Genomic DNA, 21322 nt, shown 5'->3' with positions numbered 1-21322 from the left:
TGAATTTGCTCTTAGTGTCTAGTTTCCCTGCACACCCATGAAAATGCGACCACTGTGACCTAACCCCAACCGGGCACCCCCCAAATGGGCTCCACCTTTCACCCATTTCGGGTAGATTTCCACATTTGAATTTCACGGCCCGCGCTTTTCGGGCACGATGGATAGGCAGAGAAATTTGAGAAAGGGAGACCCACAGCGATGGCTACTGATGACAACGCTACGACCGAGACAACCGGCACCACCGCGGCCGAGGTCGCCGTCGAGCGAGTCGTCGAAATTGCTACAGAGCAATTTTCCCGCAAGGGTTTCGCCGAGACAAAGCTCGACACCATTTCCCGCGCGTCCGGCATGTCCAAGCGCATGATCCACTATCACTTCGGCGATAAGCAGGGGCTGTATCAAAAGGCACTAGCCCACGCCGCCGAGTTGCTCGCACCCAACGTGGCGCTCATGGAACCCCACTCCGCCGTGCCCGTCGAAGGCGTGCGCAAGCTCGTGGACACCATCTTCGACCAGTACGTCGCCCACCCTGAGGCCGTGCGCCTGCTCACGCAGGAATCCGTCATCCAGTCCCTCGAGACCACGCAGAACGCCGCGGTCACGGACCTCTCCGAGCTCTCGCTCCACCTGGATAAGCTGCTCATGAAGGGCCAGGACGCCGGCGCTTTCCGCCCCGGTATTTCCGCGAATGACGTCTTCGTACTCATCGCGTCGCTCGCGATGTACCGCACGACGAACAAAGACATGATGATCAATCTGCTGGGCCTCGACATGACGAACGAGACCAACACGGAGGGCATGCGCCGCATGGTTATCGACGCCATCCTTGCGTTCCTCACGGCGAATATTCCGGACACCGGTCAGGAGTCCTACCTCACCGCCAAGGTCGAAGACGATGAGTCCGAGGTGCCCTCGGATGTCTACGACTCGGGTGCGGGCATTTACGACTAATCCCCCGTTCCTTGCGAAAATCGTCGCGAGAGTTCAACGCACATGACGATTTTCGGCAGCAACTCGCCCCGTTCCTTGCGAAAATCCTCCCGCGCCAGCACGGCTGCGGGAGGATTCTTTTAGGCGGACTGTTCGGCCGGGGCGTAGAGGTACTCGGGCTCGGCCTCGCCGCGGACGGTGGCGGCCGTGATGCGCACGCCGGAGATGTCTTCGCGGTCCGGGAGGTCGTACATGATGGGCACGAGCAGCTCCTCAAGGATGGCACGCAGGCCGCGGGCGCCGGTCTTGCGCTCCATGGCGAGCTCGGCGATTTCCTCGAGGGCGTCCTTATCGAACTCGAGGGCGGCACCGTCCATCTCGAACAGAGCCTGGTACTGGCGCACGAGCGAGTTCTTCGGCTCGGTGAGCACGCGGACGAGGGACTCCGTGTCGAGGTTGTCCACGGTCGCGACGACGGGCAGGCGGCCAATGAACTCGGGGATGAGGCCGAACTTCACGAGGTCCTCCGGACGCACCTGGTCGAAGAGGTCGTGGCGCTCGCGCTCGGCGGCGGTGTCCAGCTTCGCACCGAAGCCCACGCCCTTCTTGCCCACGCGGTCCGCGATGACCTTCTCCAAACCCGCGAAGGCACCGGCGACGATGAACAGGATATTCGAGGTATCGAGCTGGATGAACTCCTGGTTCGGGTGTTTGCGGCCGCCCTGCGGCGGGATAGCAGCGACGGTGCCCTCGAGGATCTTGAGAAGCGCCTGCTGCACGCCTTCGCCGGAGACGTCGCGGGTAATCGACGGGTTTTCCGACTTGCGGGAGATCTTGTCAATCTCGTCAACGTAGATGATGCCGCGCTGCGCGCGCTCCACGTCGAAGTCCGCGGCCTGCAACAGCTTGAGCAGAATATTTTCCACATCCTCGCCCACATAGCCGGCCTCAGTAAGCGAGGTGGCATCGGCGATAGCGAACGGGACGTCGAGCATGCGCGCGAGCGTCTGCGCGAGGTAGGTCTTGCCGGAGCCGGTCGGGCCGAGCATCAAGATGTTGGATTTTGCGATTTCTACAGCGTCTTCGGGTGCGGCGTGGCGCCTACGGGAGGCATCGGCAGCCTGGGCCTCGTCCGACTTCATGCGCTTGTAATGGTTGTAGACCGCCACCGACAGCGCGCGCTTGGCGCGATCCTGGCCAATGACGTACTTGTCGAGGAACGCCGAAATCTCCGAGGGGCGCGGCAGGCGCGTCTCCGCCTTCTCCTCCGCGGCCTCAGCGTTCTTCCCCAGCTCCTCTTCGATGATCTCGTTGCACAGCTCAATGCACTCATCGCAGATGTAGACGCCGCCGCCGGCGATAAGCTTCTTCACTTGCTTCTGGCTCTTCCCACAGAATGAGCATTTCAGCAGGTCAGCGCTTTCTTGCATGCGTGCCAATTCAGGCCTTCCGTCTCGATTGCGTCTAGGGAGTCGCGCGCTGGGCGCGCCGTAACTTCCCACTCTAGTAAATCAACGCGCCGCCGCCCCGATTTCTTCCCGCGCGGCGACACATGAAGATGAATATTATTGCCGGTCCGCTAGACATAGACCAAGCGGTACAGTACCTTTCCTTCAACCCTGCACAGGGGCAGAAAAATGACTTTGGTAATACATTAACTGGAAAGGCCCTGACCATGGACATTCGGTCGCGCATAGACTCCCACCGCATGGGAACGTATCAATGGACCATCATCGCCATTGCGCTCTTTATCAACTCGCTGGACGGCTATGACATGGTCGCCATGGCCTTCGCCGCCTCGGCCGTCACGGACGACTTTGGGTTGAGCGGTTCAGCGCTGGGCTGGCTGCTTGCCGCGGCGGGCATCGGCATCGCGCTCGGCTCTCTCATCCTAGCCCCGCGCGCGGACCGCTGGGGCCGCCGCACAGTCATCCTCTTAGGCCTCGCCATCGATCTTGTGGGTCTCGTCGCGACCGCGCTCGCGCCGAACTTCGCGCTCCTGCTCGCCGCGCGCATCCTCACCGGCGTGGGCGTGGGCGCCATCCTCACGTGCGTCACGGTGCTCGTGAGCGAGTTTTCCAACCTGCGCCACCGCGGGCTCGCCGTGGCCATCTATGCCTCGGGCTACGGCCTAGGCGCCGCCGCGTGCGGCTGGGTGGCCAAGTCTTTCGGCGCCTGGGAGATTATCTTCTGGGTCGGCGCCGCACTCACTCTCGTCGCGCTTGCTCTCGCGTGGTCTATCCCTGAGTCCCCCGACTTCCTGGCCGCGCGGGGCGACTCCGCCGGTGTGCGTCGCCTTGCCCTGCGCTTGGGTCTCGGCTCCGACATCATTGTGGCGCCCGCTCAGCCTTCCGATGCCTCCCTCCGCGACGTCCTCTCCCCCGCTTGGCGCCCCATCTCGCTGCGCCTATGGGTAGCCTTCGCCCTCGGCTCGTCCGCGTTCGGTTTCGCGTCGCAGTGGACACCCAAGCTTCTCGATACCGCCGGGCTCAGCGCCGAGCAGGGCATCCTGGGCGGCATCATGCTCTCTGTGGGCGGCACGCTGGGCTCGCTTGCCTTCGGGACGCTCACGACGCGCATTCGCGCTCAGCGCCTACTCATCGGTTGCTGCCTCGCGGCGGCGGTCGTGCTCGTGGCCTTCATCTCTTTGTCGGGCGCGCCGCTGGCGATGCTCGTCCTCGGCGTCGTGGCGGGCATGTTTTTGAACGGCTGCATCACGGGCTTCTACACCGTGGTCCCGGCGGCCTATCCCGGCGCGCTGCGTGCCTCGGCGATGGGAGCGGCCATTGGCGTCGTGCGCGTGGCCACGACGGCCTCGCCCATCCTCGTGGGCTACCTCGTCGACGCAGGGTGGACGCCGTTTGCGCTCTACGTTCTCTTCGCGGTACTCACCGTTGCGGGCGGTGTGTGCCTGCGCGGAATTCGGGAGTACCGTAAGGTTCACACGACTCCTGCGCGCGAGCGCGTTCTGGTTTAGCCTGAAGGCATGTTCTCCCTTAATAATCAGATTGCAGTCGTCACCGGTGCCGCGACGGGCATTGGTAAGGGCATCGCCTCCGCATTGTGCGAGGCTGGTGCCACCGTCGTCATCGCTGATCTCAACGAGTCGGCCGCGGCTGACACCGCCGCATCACTGGGTGCGCACTCGCGCTTCGTCGACGTGACCAAGCGTGAGACGGTCCGCGCGCTCTATGACTCCGTCGTCGAGGAATTCGGCCGCCTCGACATTGTGTGCTCCAACGCGGGTGTGTTCCCCAACGCGCCGCTGGAGACCATGACGGATGAGCAGTGGGACGCGATGTTCGCCATCAATACGCATGGCACGTTCACCGTGGTGCAGGAGGCGCTGCCGCATATGAAAGCACAGCGCTACGGCCGCATTGTCATCACGACCTCGATCACCGGCTCCCACACGGGCTTCCCCGGCTGGGCACACTATGGCGCATCCAAGGCCGCGCAGCAGGGCTTCATGCGTTCCGCCGCGCTCGAGGTCGCCCGCGACGGCATCACCATCAACGGCGTGCTGCCGGGCAACATCCTGACGGAGGGCCTCGAAGGCCAGGGCGAGGAGTACCTCGCCGAGATGACCCGCGCCATCCCCATGCACCGCCTGGGCGACCCGCGCGATATCGGCAATGCCGCCGCGTTCCTCGCCTCCCGCGAAGCCGGCTACATCACGGGCCAAACCCTCATCATCGACGGCGGCCAGGTGCTGCCGGAGACCCCCGAAGCGATTCTGCCGCCGTACGAGGCGTAGACTTCTATCCCATTCTTATGCGATAGCACACAAGGAGTCGTGTGCCATGTTCGGTTTACCCTGGGCAACCCTGCTTGTCATGACGGGTGTCCCCGCCGCCTGGTTGATCTTCGCCGGCGTCTTCCTGCTTCGCAGCCGCGACTGGGATGGGCAGGCATGAGCGCCGCCGTTGCCTTCCTCATTGGCTACTTCGTGGTCATGCTCGGCATCGGCCTCTGGGCCGCGCGCCGGACCGGCGCGAGCGATGAGGAGTACCTGCTGGGTGGGCGGCGCCTCGGCCCGGCTGTCACGGCGCTGCGCCTCCAGTCAACCTCGATGTCCGGCTACATGTTCGCCGGCGCCGGGGCTCTCGGCTACACCTCCGGCTACTACGGCATGTGGTACGCCCTGGGCGATTTGGGCGGCGGCCTGCTCAACCTCTCTGTGCTAGGCAAGCGCATGCGCACGCTCTCGCACAAGCTCGGGTCTATTTCCTCCATCGAGTACCTGGGCGACCGCTATGACTCGCAGCTCGTGCGCCGCGTGGGCGCCGTCCTCGCGGTGGGCGCGCTCTTCCTCTACCTGCTCGGCCAATTCATCGCAGGCGGCGCGGGTCTTGCATCGGTGACCGGACTGCCGTTCAACACAGCGCTGCTCATCGCGGTAGGCGTCATCGTCGCCTACACGTTCCTGGGTGGTTACCTCGCGGTGGCGTACACGGACTTCGCCCAGGCGCTCGTCATGGTCGTGGGTATGACCTGGATCCTCATCGCCACAGTCCGCGCGGTCGGCGGCCTCAGCGCTGGGCACGCGAGCATCGCCGAGTTGAACCCGAATCTGCTCACCATGTTCGGCGCGGACCTCGAGTACCGCGGCCAGTGGGGCACGATTCTCGGCGCGCTACTTATCTTCTCGATCGGGTACATGGGCTGGCCGCACGTCGTGGTCTCCCACATGGCGATGAAGAACCCGGCCGTCACGCGTAAGGCCAGCGTCTACTCCGTGCTCTTCAATCTCGTCTTCGTGCCAGCACCCTACCTCGTGGGGCTCTTCGCCCTGCTGCTGGTACCCAACCTTGCGGATCCGGAAACCGCCATCTTCGCCGTCGCGCAGAAGGTCCTGCCCGGGTGTGCGGTGGGCGTCGTCATGGCCGCGGTCATGGCGGCCATCATGTCGACGGCCGACGCGCTGCTGCTCCAGGCCTCGACCATCGTGGCGCGCGACCTGCTCCCCCGCGGCGGGGCCGCACGCTGGACGGTTCTCGTGTTGGCCACGGCCGGGATCGCCGTCGCGCTCTGGCAGCCGCCCACCGTTCTTTCGCTCATCACGTTTGCCGCGACTGTGCTTGGCTCCGCGTTCGCGCCGTCCTATATCTGTGCGGTGTGGTGGCCCAAGGCGAATAAGGCGGGCGCGCTCGCCTCCATGCTCACTGGTGCTGTGGTGTCCGTGGGGTGGAATGCCCTGGGCCTCGACGCTGCGACGGGCTGGGACGCGATGGTTGCGGGCATCGGCAGCTCCACGCTGGCCATGGTTGTGGGGAACGCTGGCGACGCAGCGGCGCTACCCAGTGCCAGCTCGCATTCAGGCAGCACTGCGGGAGATCTAAAAAAGGGCGGCCCGAAGGCCGCCCTTGTGTCTTAGCGCTTAAGCGTTGAGCTTACGGTAATCAAACACCGTATCAATGAGACCGTACTCGACGGCTTCCTGCGCGGTGAGGATCTTGTCGCGGTCGGTGTCCTGGCGGACCTGCTCGGAGGTACGGCCGGTGTGGCGGGCCAGCGTGTCCTCCATGAGGCGACGCATACGCTCGATCTCGGCAGCCTCGATGGCGAGGTCAGAGACCTGGCCCTGGGTGCCTTGCGTGCGCGGCTGGTGGATGAGGATGCGGGAGTTCGGCAGGGCTGCGCGCTTGCCCGGGGCACCGGCGGCCAGCAGCACAGCGGCGGCGGACGCGGCCTGGCCCAGGCAGACGGTCTGCACGTCGGGGCGAACGTACTGCATGGTGTCGTAGATGGCCATCAGCGAGGTGAACGAGCCACCCGGGGAGTTGATGTACATCGTGATGTCGCGGTCGGGGTCCTGGGACTCGAGGACGAGCAGCTGCGCCATGATGTCGTTGGCGGAGGTGTCATCGACCTGGGTGCCCAGGAAGATAATGCGCTCCTCGAAGAGCTTGGAGTACGGGTTGGTCTCCTTGGTGCCCTGGGCGGACTGCTCGATAAAGGACGGCAGCACGTAGCGGGAGTTCGGCATCTGGAAGTTAGACATAAAAGATTCTCCTTCTAAAAGAATGCGTGCCGGTTTAGAGGTTGGACAGCGGGCCCTGAGCGGACTCGATGACGTGGTCGACGATGCCGTAGTCCTTGGCTTCCTGCGCGGTGAACCAGCGGTCGCGGTCGGAGTCCTTGGTGATCTGCTCGAAGGTCTGGCCGGTGTGTTCAGCGATGAGCTCGGCCATCTCGCGCTTGGTGGCGGCGAACTGCTCGGCCTGGATGGCGATATCGGCAGCGGTGCCACCCACGCCAGCAGACGGCTGGTGCATCATAATGCGTGCGTGTGGCAGAGCGTAGCGCTTGCCCTTCGTGCCGCCGGAGAGCAGGAACTGGCCCATGGAGGCAGCCAGGCCCATGCCGTAGGTGGCGATATCGCACGGCGAGTACTTCATCGTGTCGTAGATGGCCATGCCGGCCGTGACGGAACCGCCCGGGGAGTTAATGTAGAGCGAAATGTCGCGAGTGGGATCCTCAGCCGACAGAAGCAGGATCTGTGCGCACAGCTTATTCGCAATCTCGTCGTCCACCTGGGTGCCCAGGAAGATAATGCGCTCGCGCAGCAGGCGCTCGTAGACGCTATCGCCCAGGTTCATGCCTGCGCCCGGTGCCGTCATAGTGATGTCAGACACTTCTAATCAGTCTCCTTCGTACGTGTTCTTTTCCGCTTTGCCGCCGCAGCGAAAACCGCGACGCGAAAAGCCAATGGCACCACCCTACCGCGCTTTGGTCGCCAAGAACCCCTCGAAAGGGCCTTGTTCGCTATAAGCGTTACGCCAGCCGCGTAGGCATGCAAAAAGCCCGGGCTGCAGCCCGGGCTTTCAGCGTGAAGGATTAATCCTCAGCGTTCGCTGCGGTCTCCTCGTCTTCTTCGATCTCGCCGAAGTACTGCTCGACGTCGACCTTGGTGCCGTCCTCGTCCTTAGCATCAACGCGGCAGATGGAGGCCGCGAGTGCCTTGCCACGGCGGACGTCGGCAAACAGGTTGCCGATCTGGCCGTTGGACTGGATCTGCTGGATGAACTGGTTCGGGTCCATGCCGTAGGACTGTGCGGTGAACAGGATGTGATCGGTGAGCTCCTGCTGGGAGACCTCCGGCTCTTCCTTGTCAGCGACGGCGTCCAGGAACAGCTGGGTGCGCACGGACTCTTCAGCCTGCTCGCGGGACTCCTTGTCGAACTCCTCGCGGGTGGTGCCCTGTGCCTCGAGCAGCTGGGCAAGAGCCTTCTCGTCGTGTGCGAGCTGGCCCAGGACTTGGTGCAGCTGAGCGTGAACCTGCTCGTCCACGATGGACTGCGGCAGCTCGAAGGACACCTGCTCCATGGCAGCCTTGAGGACCTCGTCGCGGATGGCAGCAGCCTGCTCGGACTTCTTGGACTCCTCGACCTGGCCCTTGGTGGCCTCGCGCAGCTCCTCGATGGTGTCGAACTCAGACGCCATCTGAGCGAACTCGTCGTCGAGGTTCGGCAGCTTGCGCTCCTTGGACTGAACGACGTGGACCTTGATGGTGGCCTCTTCGCCCTTGTGCTCGCCGGAGTTGATCTCAGCGGTGAACTCGTTGTCCTCGTCGGTCTTCATGCCGCGCAGTGCGGTGTCGAGGCCCTTGATGAGGTCGTCGTCGCCGATGCGGTAGGACAGGCCCTCGGTGGACGCGTCCTCAATCTTCTTGCCGTCGATCTCGGCGGTGATGTCGATGATGGCGTAGTCGCCGGTCTTCATCTTGCGCTTGGTGTCCTTGAGTTCACCGAAGCGCTCGGCGAGGTTCTCCAGAGCCTCGTCCACGGCGGCATCGTCAGCAACGATGGCCGGAACGGTGACGGCGATCTTGGAGAAGTCCGGAACCTCGATCTCCGGGCGGACGTCGACCTCAGCGGTGAACTCGACAACGTCGTTGTCCTCGATCTTGGTGATGTCGATCTCCGGCTGGCCGATGACCTTGAGGTCGTTTTCAACGACGGCCTGCTCGTAGCGGGTAGGCAGCATGTCGTTGACGACCTGCTCGAGGATGGGGCCGCGGCCGATGCGCGCATCGATAAGCTGGCGCGGCGCCTTGCCCTTACGGAAGCCCGGGATCGAGACCTGCTGCGCGATGGCAGCGTAAGCCTGCGCGATCTCCTTGTCCAGCTCCGAGAACGGAACGTTAACGGTCAGCTTGACGCGAGTATCGCTCAGCTTGTCGACGGTGGTCTTCACGGAAAACTCTCCTGCGGGTAGTTAGTAGAATGTACGGCTCACAAGTGTACTAAAGGGGTCCAAGACTCTTCGTCTTGGACCCCTTCTTTTACGTCGGGACGACAGGATTTGAACCTGCGACCCCCTGCTCCCAAAGCAGGTGCGCTACCAAACTGCGCCACGTCCCGCGACCCGCCGAAACGGGTTCATCGCGCAAGTCTACTGGGTGTAGCGCCGTTTGCGGAAACCGGCAGCTAGTCTGGCAAACATGGCGATTTTATTTATCGATGTCGACGGCACGCTCGTCAACTCCTATCCCGGCATCGCCGCGTGCATCCGCGCGACCATGGATGAGCTCGGCCTGCCCCAGCCTTCCGATGCCCAGCTCCACCGGCTCCCCGGGCCCCCACTGCGCGATACCCTCGCGGCCTGGGGCTATGCTTCCGATGCCGTCGAGCGTATCTACGCCGCATTCCACCAGGTGTATGACACGTCGGGGTGGAAGTGGACCACGCTCCACGAGGGCTGGGCGGACGCCCTACCTCGGTGGAAGGCGGCGGGCCACACGCTGTGCACGGCGACAAGCAAGGGCGACACCGTCACCACACTCATCCTGGACCAGTTGGGTGTCCTCGAGCACTTCGACTTCATAGGCGGCGCCGACGACGAGGGCGGCACGCGCAAGCGCAAGCGCGAGGTCATCGAGTGGGTCCTTGATTCCATGGACTTACGCGGCCACGAGTCCAAGATCCTCATGATCGGCGACCGCTCCCACGACACGGAGGGCGCCCGCCCACTCGGCATCGCGACGGCGCTCGTGGGCTGGGGCCACGGCAGCCAGCCCGAGTTCGACGACGCGGATTTCTTTGCGCCGGACTTCCCAGCGCTCGAGGCTATCGTCGCCGGATGGACTAGTTAAAGTCGTTCGGGTGCGGGCCGCCGCGGCCGTCCTCGCCGCGATCCAGGCTCGTGATACCCGCCATCTCGTCCTCGGTGAGTTCGAAGCCGAAGACGTCGAAGTTCTCTGCGATGCGCTCCTTGTGCGCGGACTTCGGGAAGACGATTACGCCATTCTGCAGCTGCCAGCGAATAAGCACCTGTGCTGGGGTGACACCATGGGCCTCGGCCGGACCGGTGACCTCGGGCTGCTCCATAATGTCGGTCTTGCCCTGACCCAGCGGACCCCACGACTCGATCTTGATGCCGTGTGCACGAATGCCGTCGAGCTCGCGCCAACGCTGAAGGTACGGATGCAGCTCGACCTGATTGACGGCTGGCGTCTCCTCGGTATTGAGCTCGAGTTCCTCAATGTGGCCGAGCTCGAAGTTCGCGACGCCGATGGACTTGACCTTGCCGGCCTTCTTCAGCTCGATGAGCTGCTTCCACGCTTCGACGAAGGTGTCCTTCTCCGGGGTCGGCCAATGGATGAGGTAGAGGTCGACGTAGTCGAGGCCCAGCTTCCGCAGTGACTCGTCCAGCGCCGCGGCGGCGTCGGTCTGGCGGTCATTCCACAGCTTCGTGGTTATGAACAGCTCCTCGCGCGGGATGCCGGACTCGGCGATGGCCTGGCCCACGCCCTCCTCGTTACCGTAGATGGCTGCGGTATCGATGTGGCGGTAGCCCACGCGCAGCGCCTCGGCCACGAGTTCCGCGGTCTGCTCTGGGTCGACCTTAAACACACCAAAGCCCAGCTGAGGGATAGTATTTCCGTCGTTTAACTTGATATTCGGTACAGTCATGCGGCCTAGAATACGCCAAAACCCCGGCCGAAACCGGGGTTGAAAGTTGGAGGGAATGACGGGAATCGAACCCGCGTCTTCAGCTTGGAAGGCTGAGGTATTAGCCACTATACGACATTCCCATGCCGTCAAACGCGTGCGCGTAACGTGCTGCTCAACACTTTAACGCATGGCACGTGGAATTGAGAAAACGGGAACTCAGGAACCCAGCTAATCGTTATAGTGGGCAGGAAGAACATACTTTTAAGTACATGGGAGTGAGTGGTCTACAACATGACGGGCCTCATTATTATCCTCGCGGCCGTCGGAGGCGCAGTGTGGTTTGTCTCGAGCCGTTCGAAGAAGAACACCGCGGCCATCGAGCAGCAGAGCTTTGAGGACGCAATCGCAGACGCGCGCCGCTGGACCGAGCGCCTCGGCGGCCAGGTCATGAACCTCTCCGGCACGGACACCGCCTCTCAGCAGGCGATGGCTGATGCTTCGGAGCGTTTCACTGCGGCGAATTCCGCACTCGCCAGCGCCACGACGACCAAGCAGGCGAACCTCGCGCGCGAGTCCGCGCTCGAGGGCCTGCACTACGTCAATGCCGCCCGCGAGATCATGGGAATGCCTTCCGGCCCGCAGCTCCCGCCGCTCGAGGGTCAGCGTCAGGCTGGCCGCGTCACGGAGGAGCGCACGGTCGAGCTCCAGGACGGCCAGACGATTACCGCCTCGCCGTACGCCTCGGCGAATACCCCGAACTACTACCCCGGCGGCACCGTCGCTGGCCGTCCGGTCCCCGCTGGCTGGTACTCGCGTCCATGGTGGGCCGATGCTCTGAGCACCGGTGTGTGGATGATGGGTTACTCCATGATGTTTAACGCTATGTTCGCGGGCATGTCCGGTATTGGCTACTCGGCCGCAGCCGCAGAGTCCGGCGCCTGGGACGGCGGCGGCGACATGGGAGACATGGGCGGCGGAGACATGGGCGGCGGCGAAGATGGCGGCGGCTTCTTCGACGGCCTCTTTGGTGGCGGCGACGGAGACGGCGGCGGCCTGTTCGACATGGACTTCGACTTCTAAGCCCCGTCCCCCAAGTCAACACAAGCGCCAGGGTTCTTGGAGGCCCCCTTAGCTTTGGGTTTATGGCGCTTCAGGCCGACTCAGACCCCTCGAAACGCAACAAACCCAAAGCTAAGCCTCGTGCCGTTTGGGGACGTCGAAATGATAAAACCCACTGCCACGCACGGAAAACGACGAAAGCGCCAGCGAAAGCTGGCGCTTGAGTCATATTCGGGGCGATTAGGCCTCTGGAAGCTCCGGGGCGATGCCGGTGCGCTCGTACTCGGCGAGGATGTCGATGCGGCGCTGGTGGCGCTCGGCGCGGGACCATTCCTGATCGAGGAAAGCGTCGACGATGGCGAGTGCCTCTTCCTCGGAGTGCATGCGGCCACCGATGCCAATGAGCTGAGCGTTGTTGTGCTCGCGTGCAAGGCGGGCGGTCTCCGGGGACCACGCGAGGGCACAACGAGCACCCTTCACCTTGTTCGCAGCAATCTGCTCGCCGTTGCCGGAGCCACCGAGCACGATGCCGAGCGAACCCGGATCGTTGACGGTGCGCTGGGCGGCGTCGATGCAGTATGCCGGGTAGTCATCCTCGGCATCATAAGCGTGGGCGCCACAGTCAATAACTTCGTGGCCTTGGTTCTTCAGGTGTTCAGCAATGACATTCTTCGTCTCGAACCCTGCGTGGTCTGCTCCTAGATATACGCGCATGACCACGATGGTACCGCACCCGCTCAGTTCCGCTGCGCAAACTCAAACATTGCGGTAAACGTAAGTGTCATGACGCGCTACCTCACGACCACGCTCATCCTCTTCGCCGTGTGCTTCGCTGCGGGGATCGGGACGCTCATCGTCACGAGCCTGCCCAACTATCGGGGATTTCTCATCGGCTGGGTCCTCGCCACGCTCGCCAACCTAGGCCTCGTGGTCGCCGTAGGCTACGCACTGTTCAGCAAGCGCTTTGACAAGGGCGCACGCACCCACGCCCAGCTCTTGGTCGCCTTCATCGTGGGACTCATCGGCACCGCGTCCTGGGCGAGCTGGGTGCTGGCCGCGTGGGAGGAATACCAGGCGCAGCAGACCCTGCCGATTATCAACATCGCGGGCCTGCCCTCGCTACCCTGCACGGTCATCGTGGTGGTCATCCTCGCCACCGCAGCATGTCGAGCGCGTAAGCGCTAGTTGTCGCGCACCTGCGGCATTTCGGTGCGGGTGCGCTTGATCTCGAAGAAGTACGGGTACTGCGCGAGACGCACGGCGGCATCGAAAATCTCGCCGGCCTCCTCGCCGGTCGGAATGCGGGTAATGACGGGGCCGAAGAAGGCCGTATCGCCCAGCTTGACCACCGGGGTGCCGACGTCGTCGCCGACCTCGGAAATACCTTCATGGTGGAACGTGCGAAGGTCCTCGTCGACCTCCTCCGTATTGGCGACGGAAGCAAACTCTGCGGGAAGGGCGGCATCGGCAAGCGCGGCTGTGATGATGTCGTCGTAGGCGCCGTAGCCCTTCTTGCCGCCCTCGCCGGCGCCGTGGATGCGGGTGCCCATGGCGGTGTAGTAGGCGTCGATCTTCTCCGGGGCTTCGAGCATGATCTTCGCGGCGACGCGGGCCGGGCCCCAATTCGCCTTCATCATCTCCATGTAGTCCGGGTCCAGGTCGCGGCCGTCGTTGAGGACGGAGAGCGACATGGGCTTGAACTCGACGCTAATATCGCGGACCTTCTCCACTTCCTTCATCCAGCGGGACGTGGCCCACGCGAACGGGCAGGTGCAATCGAACCAGAAGGTAACGGTCTGCATTATTTCTCCTAAAAAATGGTGTGCGTTATCGTTCCCCCAGACTAATGTGGGTAGCGTTACTTTTCACACAAAATTTCGGAGGAACCCCAATGACCTCGGTTAATCTCACCCGCTCGGAGGCGCAGGCCCGCGCAGCCCTCGTCACAGTTGAGCACTACGACGTAGACCTTGATATCACCGGCGAGAAGCAGTTCCGCTCCCGCACCACCGTATCGTTTACGGCGAAGGAGGACGGCTCCACGTTCATCGATCTGCGTGGGGATTCTGCCACCGCAACCTTGGATGGCGAGGCCATCGACTTCGAGTACGACCCCACCTACGGCATTCCGCTGGAGCTGAAGAAGGGCGCGCACGTCCTCGAGGTCGATGCACTCATCACCTACTCGCGCACCGGCGAGGGCCTGCACCGCTTCGTGGACCCGGCCGATAACCAGCCGTACCTCTACACCCAGTTCGAAACGGCCGATGCCAAGCGCGTCTTCGCCTGCTTCGACCAGCCGAACCTCAAGGCGACGTACTCGCTGTCCTTTACGGCCCCGAGCGACTGGACGATCATCACCAATGGCCCCGTTGAATTTGATGGAACTCGCTGGCGCTGCGAGATCGACTACCCGCTCTCCACGTACCTCGTTGCCGTGTGCGCGGGTCCCTACTACCGCGTCTCGGATGTGTGGGAGGGCACGCTTACGGAGCACCCGGAGGGCCAGCCCGCGCAGGAACTCACGGTGCCGCTGGGCATCTACTGCCGCCAGTCCCTCAAGGACTCCCTCGACGCCGAGCGCCTGTTCACGGAGACCAAGCAGGGCTTCGACTTCTACCACCGCAACTTCGGTTACGCCTACCCGTTTGGCAAGTACGACCAGATCTTCGTGCCGGAATTCAATGCGGGTGCGATGGAGAACGCCGGCTGCGTGACCATTCGCGACGAGTACGTCTTCACCTCGCCGGCGACGCACTACAAGTACGAGCGCCGCGCGGACACCATCCTCCACGAGCTCGCCCACATGTGGTTCGGCGACCTCGTGACCATGGAGTGGTGGGACGACCTGTGGCTCAACGAGTCGTTTGCCACCTGGTCCGCGGCCATCTCCCAGGCGGAGGAAACCCAGTACGACACCGCCTGGGTCACCTTCGCCAACGTGGAGAAGTCCTGGGCCTACCAGCAGGATCAGCTGCCCACCACGCACCCCATCTCCACGGATGCGTCTGATATCGAAACCGTCGAGCAGAACTTTGACGGCATCACCTACGCCAAGGGCGCCTCGACGTTGAAGCAGCTGCAGTCCTACGTCGGCCGCGAGAATTTCCTGTCAGGCGTACGCCGTCACTTCGCCGCGCATGCGTTCAGCAACGCGACCTTCTCCGATTTGCTGCAGCACCTCGAGGAGGCCTCTGGTCGCGACCTGTCCTTCTGGGCGCAGCAGTGGCTCAAGACCACGGGCGTCAACACGGTGAAGCCTGCCTTTACCGTGGAGGACGGCAAGTATGCTTCATTCTCTGTTGAACAGTCCGGCGACACGCTGCGCACGCACCGCCTCGCGGTCGGCCTCTACAACGTGGTCGACGGGGCTGTCACCCGTGTCCGCCGCGAAGAACTCGATATCGATGGTGCCTCCACGTCGGTGGACGCCCTCATTGGCGCCGAGAAGGCAGACTTCGTCCTCGTCAACGATGACGACCTCACGTACGCACTTATCGAGTTTGATGAGGACTCGCTCGCGTTCGCTATCGAGAACATCGACAAGTTCGTCGATCCCATGGCCCGCACGCTGTGCTGGTCCGCGGCGTGGGAGATGACCCGCGGCGGCACCATGCGCGCCCGCGACTTCGTGGCGCTCGTCGCCCGCGGTGCGTCCGCAGAGACGGAGCTCGCCGTCCTCGAACGCATCCTTATCCAGGCGGTATCCGCCCAGCGGCAATACGCCGATCCCGCCTGGGCAGCGAGCGATGAGACCCTTGCATCTGCCCTGCTCGACGGCGCACAGAACCCGGACGCACAGCGCTCCCTCATCTTCGCTCAGGCGCTCACCTCGCTCGAGCTTTCCGATGCCGCCCGTTCCTACCTGCAGGGCCTCCTCGCCGACTCCGAGGACCAGGGCTTGCGTTGGAAGGCACTCGCAGCGTTGGCGGCGGCTGGCGAGGACATGGAGGACGCGGTGACTTTGGAGCTTAAGCGCGATAACTCGGCACTCGGCGTCCAGGGCGCCATCCGCGCCCGCGCGGCCGTCAACACGCCGGAGAATAAGCGCGCGGTCTACGACGAGATCGTCGCCGGCGACCTGGGCAACCGCGAGCTCGAGTCCAAGCTGGCGGGTCTCACGTCACCGGGCTCGGAGGCGCTCCTGCCCACCGCGGAGTTCTACGACGTCGCGGAGAAGATCTGGGGCGCGCAGTCCTCCGAGGTCGCACAGACCACCGTCTCCGGCTTGTTCCCTCGCTGGGACGTCACAGAGGAAGGCCTCAAGCGTGCCGATGAGTTCCTCGCGCGCGAACTGCCCGGTGGCCTGCGTCGCAGCGTCACCGAGGACCGCGACCGCGTCGCCCGCGCACTGCGCAACCGCAGGTTTGACGCGTCCTGATGTACTGGGGGCCGCGTGGGATCATCGACTCCCCTCTCGCCGGCCGCTGCGGCGCTCGTCGGCGGGACTGCTGCCGTTCTAGACAGACTCGAGCGTTGCGGCGGGCCTGTCGCCGACGACGACGGCGACCGTGACGGCATCGGAACGCAAGGTCTCTTCTGAATGCTCGACGACGCGCCCTTCGCTGCCCCACACCGTACGGGAAAGGCGCAGCACCGGCTGTGTCCGGCCGATGAGCAGGAGCGACTGCTCGTCCTCGGTGGGCAACGCCGGGGTGACGAGCTCGCGCTTGAGCACGCCCAGACTGTTCATCATGCCTTCCAGATCGCTGCTTGCGAGGTCCGGGAAGAACTCCACCGGCAGGTAGTGCATGGCAAGGCTCACGGGAGACAGCTCCGTGGAGCGCAGGCGCCACAGCGCCCACACTTCGTCGTTGTCGTCGATCTCCAGCTGCGCCGCGATATGGCGCGGAGCAGTGGTGCGTTGGAAATCGAGAACGCGCGTCTGCAGCGCGGTTCCGCGGCTGCTGAGCTGCGGGTAGATGTCGTCGAGCGTCGTGAGCTCGGCGACCGGCGGAATGGACCGTACGAAGGTTCCACCTGTGCGACCGCGGCGACGATCAATGAGTCCCTCAATTTGAAGGATGTCCAAGGCATGACGAACTGTCATGCGGGCCACGCCGAACTCCTGAACCAGCTCTCGCTCAGTGGGTAAGCGGTCTCCGGGGCGCAGCTGGCCTGTCTCAATCTTCTCGCGCAATGCGTCAGAGATGAGCAAGTATGCGGGCTTGCGTCGTTGGATAGCAGTCACGCATTAAGAATAGCCAATAAAAAATGATCCCCCTAACTAAGGCCCGCTTAAAACTGCCTTAAGTTCAAGATTTAAAGGCTTAGAAATCTCTACGCAATCCACTCGGTGAGATATAGACCGGCCAGGTGTCATGCCAGCCATCCGAGCGAGATTAAGAGACATTTAATCTAGTCTAAAGCGTCGAGCGCCTGGCGCAGATCCTCGAGCAAGTCCTCACTATCCTCGATGCCGATCGACAGACGCACAAGGTCCGCCGGCGGCACGAGTTCGGAGCCCTCCGCCGACACATGCGTCATGCGCTGCGGATGCTCCACGAGCGACTCGACACCGCCCAGCGATTCTGCGAGAGCAATGAGCCGCGTGTTGAGACAGAACTGCGTCGCATGCTCGGGCTTGTGGAAGCGCACCGACATCATGCCGCCGAATCCGCGCATCTGCTTCGCCGCCAGCTCGTGGCCCGGGTGCGACGCCAGCCCCGGATAGAGCACCTGCTTCACCTCCGCGCGCGCCGCAAGGAACTCGGCCACCGCCTGAGCGTTCTGACAGTGGCGGTCCATGCGCACCGCAAGCGTCTTGATACCCCGTGCAGTGAGGTACGCATCAAACGGCGAGGCCACCGCGCCCGTATTGCCCTGGAAGTAAAGCAGGCGCTCGTCCATCTCCGGATCATTGGTCACGACCGCGCCGCCGAGGACGTCCGAGTGCCCACCCAGATACTTCGTGGTGGAGTGGAGCACGTGGTCCGCACCGAGCGCCAACGGGTTCTGGAGGTACGGGGTCGCAAAGGTGTTATCCACAACAACAGCAGCGTTGCCCTTCACCGCCGCAACGGCCGCGATATCCGTAATGTTCGTCGCCGGGTTCGTAGGCGTTTCCAGCCAGATGAGCTTCGTGTTGTCCTTGATGGCCGCGCGCACCGCCTGCACGTCGGTAGTGTCGACGATGCTGAGCTCGACGCCCCAATCGCCGTAGTCATTGTGGAGCAGGCGGTACATGCCGCCATAAGCGTCGTTGCCGAGGATGACGTGCGCGCCCGGGCGCAGGATGATGCGCAGAAGCGTATCCACGGCCGCCATGCCAGAGGAGAACACGCGCGCGTACTGCGCGTCCTCGAGCGCGGCGAGCGTCTTCTCCAGAGCACGCACGGTCGGGTTAGCCACGCGTCCATACTCGAAGCCGCCACGCAGTTGCGCCAAGCCGTCTTGTTCGAACGTCGTGGACGCGTAGATGGGCACGTTGATAGAACCCATATGGCTATCCGGCTGGTATCCGGCGTGGATGGCACGGGAATGGAAGCCGCGCGCGAGTTGTGCGCGGCGCTCGTGGTTGCTCGGCTCAGTCATGCACGCAAGCCTAGACCAAGCTGTCCATTTTTCGCGTACCTTTCCGCCTTTTATATTCACCCTGGCGTACACTAGGCGGACGATGATTCTCGCTAAAAACACTGCAACCGACACCGTCACCGCGGTTAACTCGTGGTGGTCCAATCCCGATACCCGTGCCTGGCTCGTGGAAAAGCCTCTGAAGATCCTGCTCATCATTCTCATTGCGCTCGTTCTGCATTGGCTCTCGCGCCGGCTCATCGACAAGCTCGCACGCAAAGCGCAGAGCTCGAACGGTTCGCGCCCGCCGCTGCTACGCAACGTACGCAAGCCCAAGTCCAAGCAACAGGCCCAACTGCGCTCCCTCGACGAGACGCACGAGAAACGCCGTATCTCCCGCATTAAGACGCTCGCTGGCGTCGCCCGCTCCGCCGTCGCCATCGTCATCTGGGTCTGGGCCGCCATGACCATCCTCGCCGAAATCGGCGTCAACGTCGCCCCACTCATCGCCTCGGCCGGCGTCGTGGGCGTCGCCATCGGCTTCGGCGCCCAGTCGCTTATCAAGGACTTCCTCTCCGGCATCTTCATGCTCCTCGAGGACCAGTACGGCATCGGCGACACCATCGATCTCGGCAACGGCGTCTTCGGCGACGTCGAGGACATCACGTTGCGCATCACCACCGTCCGCGACATGGACGGCGCGCTGTGGTACGTCCGCAATGGCGAGATTCTCCACGTCGCCAACCACTCTGATGGCTACGCCATTGCCCGCATCGAGGTACCCATCAGCCTGTCCAACGACATCGATGATGCCCAGGCCGTCATCGCGGCATCGGCAGCACGCGCGGCGGACGAGGAAGCCGTCTCCGGGCTCATCCTCGAGGCCCCAAACATGCTCGGCGTCTCGAGCGTCGAGCCTGACTATGCCACCGTGCGCATCGTGACCAAGACCCTCCCCGGCGCCCAATGGCAGGTTCAGCGCTTCATCCAGGGCGAGATCTGGGAAGATATGCAGAAGAACGACATCAATACCCCCTACCCCCACGGCAAAGGAATCCCCAATTATGACGACGCCGAATAGCGCCGAGTCCGTCTACGACGCCATCGGCGGCGACGCCACCTTCGACAAGCTCGTCGCGGGCTTCTACGCGCAGGTGCCCGACGACGACATCCTCGCGCCCATGTATCCCGAAGACGATATGGAGGGCGCACACAACCGTCTCAAGTGGTTCCTCGCGCAGTACTGGGGCGGGCCCCAGGAGTTCAGCGAAAACCGCGGCCGCCCAGCCCTGCGCATGCGGCACGCCCACTTCCATGTGGACCGCGCCGCCGCCCTGCGCTGGCTCGAGCTCATGAATAACTCGCTCGCCCAGATCGACGAGGAGACCATTCCCCCGGCCTACCGTCACATGCTCACCGACCACTTCGAGCGCGTCGCTGGCATGCTCGTCAACCAGCCGGACTAACCCACATGTCCGCAGACATCCGGCGCTCCTTCTTCCCGCTGGGCTGGACGTCTTGCGGCGGCCCCGCGGCTCACCTCGGCTATTTCCGGACCGAGTTCATCGGCCGGCGCGGCTGGCTCACCGAGTCGTCCTATGCGGACCTCGTCGCGCTCTCGCAGTTCCTGCCCGGCCCCGGCAGCTCCAAGGTCGGCATGGCGCTCGGCTACCATCGCGGCGGCTGGGCCGGGTTTATTTCGGCCTGGTTCTGGTTCACGCTGCCCTCGGCCCTCATCATGGCCGTCTGTGGCCTCGCCTTCCGCGACGCCCAGCTTGCCGATACCCCCTTCCTCACCGGTCTGCTCGCCGCCGCAGCAGGCGTCGTCGCCCACGCCGTCTACGGCATGGCCCGCAAGCTGCTCTCTACCCTACTCACGTGGGCGCTTGCGATTGCCACTTTCGTTGCGCTGTTCTGGCTTTCCCACATAGTCCCGCTCCTCATCGCAGCGGGTCTCGGCGCCGCGTTCCTCCGACGTCCCGACCTCGCCGACGCACCCGAGCTGCGCCCCGTCACCGCCCGCGCCGGTTGGAGCGCGCTCTTTGCCTTCTTCGCACTGCTCGGTGGGCTGGCCGCCGGCGCGCTCACCGGGAACTGGTGGGCGACACGGCTGAACGCCTTCTACCAAGCCGGCGCCCTCGTCTTCGGCGGCGGACACGTCATCCTGCCGCTGCTCGAGGATCGCTTCGTCGCCACCGGATGGATGAACCCCGCTGAGTTCTTCGCCGGCTACTCCATCGCCCAAGGTTTACCCGGGCCGTTCTTCACGTTTGCGACCTACGTCGGCGCCGTCGATCGCGGAATCCTCGGTGCAGTCGTCGGCACCGTGATGATCTTCCTTCCTGGCGCCCTCCTCATGGTCGCGGGACTCTACTTCTGGTCGCGCTGGCGCACGCTTCCGCGCATGCGCGGCGCCTTCGCTGGCGTCAATGCCGCCGTCGTCGGGCTGCTCACCCACGCGCTCTGGGATCCCATCATCACCCACGGCGTGACAGGCTGGGCCACCGCTCTCATCGCTGTGGCCGCCTTCGCAGCACTCTGGTTCAAGGCCCCGGCGTGGTCCGTCGCGGTCGGCGCGGCTCTTGCCGGCTGGGTTCTTCTTTAGTCTGCGAAACTGGTCTCCTCCGGTTCGGGCAGCGGGATGAGGTTGCGCTCGGTGGCGAGCTGTTCGGTGCGCTGGGAAATGGTCTGGCGCCACCGCTGGGCCATAATCCCCTGCGGCTCCGTCGACTCCCACGTGCCGTCTTCAAACAACCAGTACACAAAGCCGGTGACGGGGTCGAAGAGATAATCACACCGGCGGTCCGTCTTGGCGTTGTGATGATGCTGGCATACAGCAATCAAATTATCCGTCGACGTTTCACCACCATCCCCGTACTCCACACGATGGTCGAGCTGCGCGTACTTCGCCGGCACCGTAC

Annotated in this window: 21 protein-coding genes and 2 tRNA genes; 11 read left to right on the top strand and 12 right to left on the bottom strand. The window is 63.7% G+C overall.

Annotated features, from left to right (window positions below; all coding sequences use genetic code 11):
- Window positions 1–198: 198 nt before the first annotated feature.
- Complete coding sequence (locus tag HMPREF0307_RS07310) at window positions 199–951, top strand: TetR/AcrR family transcriptional regulator (RefSeq protein ID WP_066490503.1); 753 nt, start codon at window positions 199–201, stop codon at window positions 949–951.
- Window positions 952–1070: 119 nt separating this feature from the next.
- Here the strand turns inward: HMPREF0307_RS07310 and clpX are convergent, their stop codons facing one another.
- Window positions 1071–2369, bottom strand: coding sequence for an ATP-dependent Clp protease ATP-binding subunit ClpX (gene clpX / locus HMPREF0307_RS07305; RefSeq protein WP_066490499.1), 1299 nt, complete (start codon window positions 2367–2369; stop codon window positions 1071–1073).
- Between the two features lie 269 nt (window positions 2370–2638).
- On the opposite strand from clpX, the gene HMPREF0307_RS07300 reads away from it, so the two are divergent.
- The 3 genes from HMPREF0307_RS07300 (at window position 2639) to HMPREF0307_RS07290 (ending at window position 6307) form a co-directional block, all read left to right on the top strand.
- Entirely contained in the window at window positions 2639–3907 is a 1269-nt protein-coding gene (locus HMPREF0307_RS07300; RefSeq protein ID WP_231725110.1) for an MFS transporter, read from the top strand.
- 9 nt (window positions 3908–3916) lie between these two features.
- The gene (gene fabG / locus HMPREF0307_RS07295) at window positions 3917–4687 is read left to right on the top strand and encodes a 3-oxoacyl-ACP reductase FabG (RefSeq protein ID WP_066490495.1); all 771 of its coding nucleotides are present in this window, start codon (window positions 3917–3919) and stop codon (window positions 4685–4687) included.
- Between the two features lie 156 nt (window positions 4688–4843).
- Window positions 4844–6307, top strand: a complete 1464-nt coding sequence (locus HMPREF0307_RS07290; RefSeq protein ID WP_066490489.1) for a sodium/proline symporter — start codon at window positions 4844–4846, stop codon at window positions 6305–6307.
- Window positions 6308–6310: 3 nt separating this feature from the next.
- Here HMPREF0307_RS07290 and HMPREF0307_RS07285 read toward each other — a convergent pair whose 3' ends face one another.
- From HMPREF0307_RS07285 to HMPREF0307_RS07270, 4 genes are all read right to left on the bottom strand, one after another.
- Complete coding sequence (locus tag HMPREF0307_RS07285; RefSeq protein WP_066490487.1) at window positions 6311–6934, bottom strand: ATP-dependent Clp protease proteolytic subunit; 624 nt, start codon at window positions 6932–6934, stop codon at window positions 6311–6313.
- A gap of 34 nt (window positions 6935–6968) precedes the next feature.
- Complete coding sequence (locus tag HMPREF0307_RS07280) at window positions 6969–7553, bottom strand: ATP-dependent Clp protease proteolytic subunit (RefSeq protein WP_230384166.1); 585 nt, start codon at window positions 7551–7553, stop codon at window positions 6969–6971.
- Between the two features lie 217 nt (window positions 7554–7770).
- The gene (gene tig, locus HMPREF0307_RS07275; RefSeq protein ID WP_066490482.1) at window positions 7771–9129 is read right to left on the bottom strand and encodes a trigger factor; all 1359 of its coding nucleotides are present in this window, start codon (window positions 9127–9129) and stop codon (window positions 7771–7773) included.
- 93 nt (window positions 9130–9222) lie between these two features.
- A tRNA-Pro gene (locus HMPREF0307_RS07270) sits at window positions 9223–9296 on the bottom strand.
- Window positions 9297–9376: 80 nt separating this feature from the next.
- On the opposite strand from HMPREF0307_RS07270, the gene HMPREF0307_RS07265 reads away from it, so the two are divergent.
- Window positions 9377–10027, top strand: coding sequence for an HAD-IA family hydrolase (locus HMPREF0307_RS07265; RefSeq protein ID WP_066490480.1), 651 nt, complete (start codon window positions 9377–9379; stop codon window positions 10025–10027).
- Here the strand turns inward: HMPREF0307_RS07265 and HMPREF0307_RS07260 are convergent.
- Window positions 10020–10847, bottom strand: a complete 828-nt coding sequence (locus HMPREF0307_RS07260) for an aldo/keto reductase (protein ID WP_066490478.1) — start codon at window positions 10845–10847, stop codon at window positions 10020–10022. The genes HMPREF0307_RS07265 and HMPREF0307_RS07260 overlap by 8 nt on opposite strands.
- Window positions 10848–10894: 47 nt before the next feature.
- A tRNA-Gly gene (locus HMPREF0307_RS07255) sits at window positions 10895–10969 on the bottom strand.
- A 151-nt stretch (window positions 10970–11120) separates the two neighbouring features.
- Between HMPREF0307_RS07255 and HMPREF0307_RS07250 the strand changes: the two genes are divergently transcribed.
- The gene (locus HMPREF0307_RS07250; protein ID WP_066490527.1) at window positions 11121–11909 is read left to right on the top strand and encodes a hypothetical protein; all 789 of its coding nucleotides are present in this window, start codon (window positions 11121–11123) and stop codon (window positions 11907–11909) included.
- A gap of 219 nt (window positions 11910–12128) precedes the next feature.
- Here the strand turns inward: HMPREF0307_RS07250 and HMPREF0307_RS07245 are convergent, their stop codons facing one another.
- Window positions 12129–12602, bottom strand: a complete 474-nt coding sequence (locus HMPREF0307_RS07245; RefSeq protein ID WP_066490477.1) for a ribose-5-phosphate isomerase — start codon at window positions 12600–12602, stop codon at window positions 12129–12131.
- Between the two features lie 69 nt (window positions 12603–12671).
- Between HMPREF0307_RS07245 and HMPREF0307_RS07240 the strand changes: the two genes are divergently transcribed.
- Window positions 12672–13073: a hypothetical protein gene (locus tag HMPREF0307_RS07240; protein ID WP_066490468.1), complete on the top strand. Its 402-nt coding sequence runs from the start codon at window positions 12672–12674 to the stop codon at window positions 13071–13073.
- On the opposite strand, the gene HMPREF0307_RS07235 is transcribed toward HMPREF0307_RS07240, so the two are convergent.
- The gene (locus HMPREF0307_RS07235) at window positions 13070–13690 is read right to left on the bottom strand and encodes a mycothiol-dependent nitroreductase Rv2466c family protein (protein WP_181734595.1); all 621 of its coding nucleotides are present in this window, start codon (window positions 13688–13690) and stop codon (window positions 13070–13072) included. The genes HMPREF0307_RS07240 and HMPREF0307_RS07235 overlap by 4 nt on opposite strands.
- Before the next feature lie 89 nt (window positions 13691–13779).
- On the opposite strand from HMPREF0307_RS07235, the gene pepN reads away from it, so the two are divergent.
- Window positions 13780–16269, top strand: a complete 2490-nt coding sequence (gene pepN / locus HMPREF0307_RS07230; RefSeq protein ID WP_066490459.1) for an aminopeptidase N — start codon at window positions 13780–13782, stop codon at window positions 16267–16269.
- 78 nt (window positions 16270–16347) lie between these two features.
- Here the strand turns inward: pepN and HMPREF0307_RS07225 are convergent, their stop codons facing one another.
- Window positions 16348–17079: a GntR family transcriptional regulator gene (locus tag HMPREF0307_RS07225; RefSeq protein ID WP_066490458.1), complete on the bottom strand. Its 732-nt coding sequence runs from the start codon at window positions 17077–17079 to the stop codon at window positions 16348–16350.
- 167 nt (window positions 17080–17246) lie between these two features.
- The gene (locus HMPREF0307_RS07220) at window positions 17247–18422 is read right to left on the bottom strand and encodes a cystathionine gamma-synthase (RefSeq protein WP_066490457.1); all 1176 of its coding nucleotides are present in this window, start codon (window positions 18420–18422) and stop codon (window positions 17247–17249) included.
- A gap of 82 nt (window positions 18423–18504) precedes the next feature.
- On the opposite strand from HMPREF0307_RS07220, the gene HMPREF0307_RS07215 reads away from it, so the two are divergent.
- From HMPREF0307_RS07215 to chrA, 3 genes are read left to right on the top strand one after another with little or no spacing between them, the layout of a single operon-like run.
- Complete coding sequence (locus HMPREF0307_RS07215; protein WP_066490451.1) at window positions 18505–19482, top strand: mechanosensitive ion channel family protein; 978 nt, start codon at window positions 18505–18507, stop codon at window positions 19480–19482.
- Window positions 19466–19867, top strand: a complete 402-nt coding sequence (locus HMPREF0307_RS07210; RefSeq protein ID WP_066490446.1) for a globin domain-containing protein — start codon at window positions 19466–19468, stop codon at window positions 19865–19867. The genes HMPREF0307_RS07215 and HMPREF0307_RS07210 overlap by 17 nt, the downstream gene beginning before the upstream one ends.
- A 5-nt stretch (window positions 19868–19872) precedes the next feature.
- Window positions 19873–21006, top strand: coding sequence for a chromate efflux transporter (gene chrA, locus HMPREF0307_RS07205; RefSeq protein ID WP_066490442.1), 1134 nt, complete (start codon window positions 19873–19875; stop codon window positions 21004–21006).
- On the opposite strand, the gene HMPREF0307_RS07200 is transcribed toward chrA, so the two are convergent.
- Window positions 21003–21322, bottom strand: a 320-nt coding sequence (locus tag HMPREF0307_RS07200) for an HNH endonuclease signature motif containing protein (protein WP_197418397.1), incomplete at its 5' end; no start/stop codon positions are given. The two genes, chrA and HMPREF0307_RS07200, sit on opposite strands and share 4 nt — an antisense overlap.

The organism is Corynebacterium sp. DNF00584 (genome assembly GCF_001552965.1).
Classification (GTDB): Bacteria; Actinomycetota; Actinomycetes; order Mycobacteriales; family Mycobacteriaceae; genus Corynebacterium; species Corynebacterium phoceense.
The sequence above is the reverse complement of the archived record's forward strand: the minus strand, read 5'-3'. Positions and strand labels throughout refer to the sequence as shown.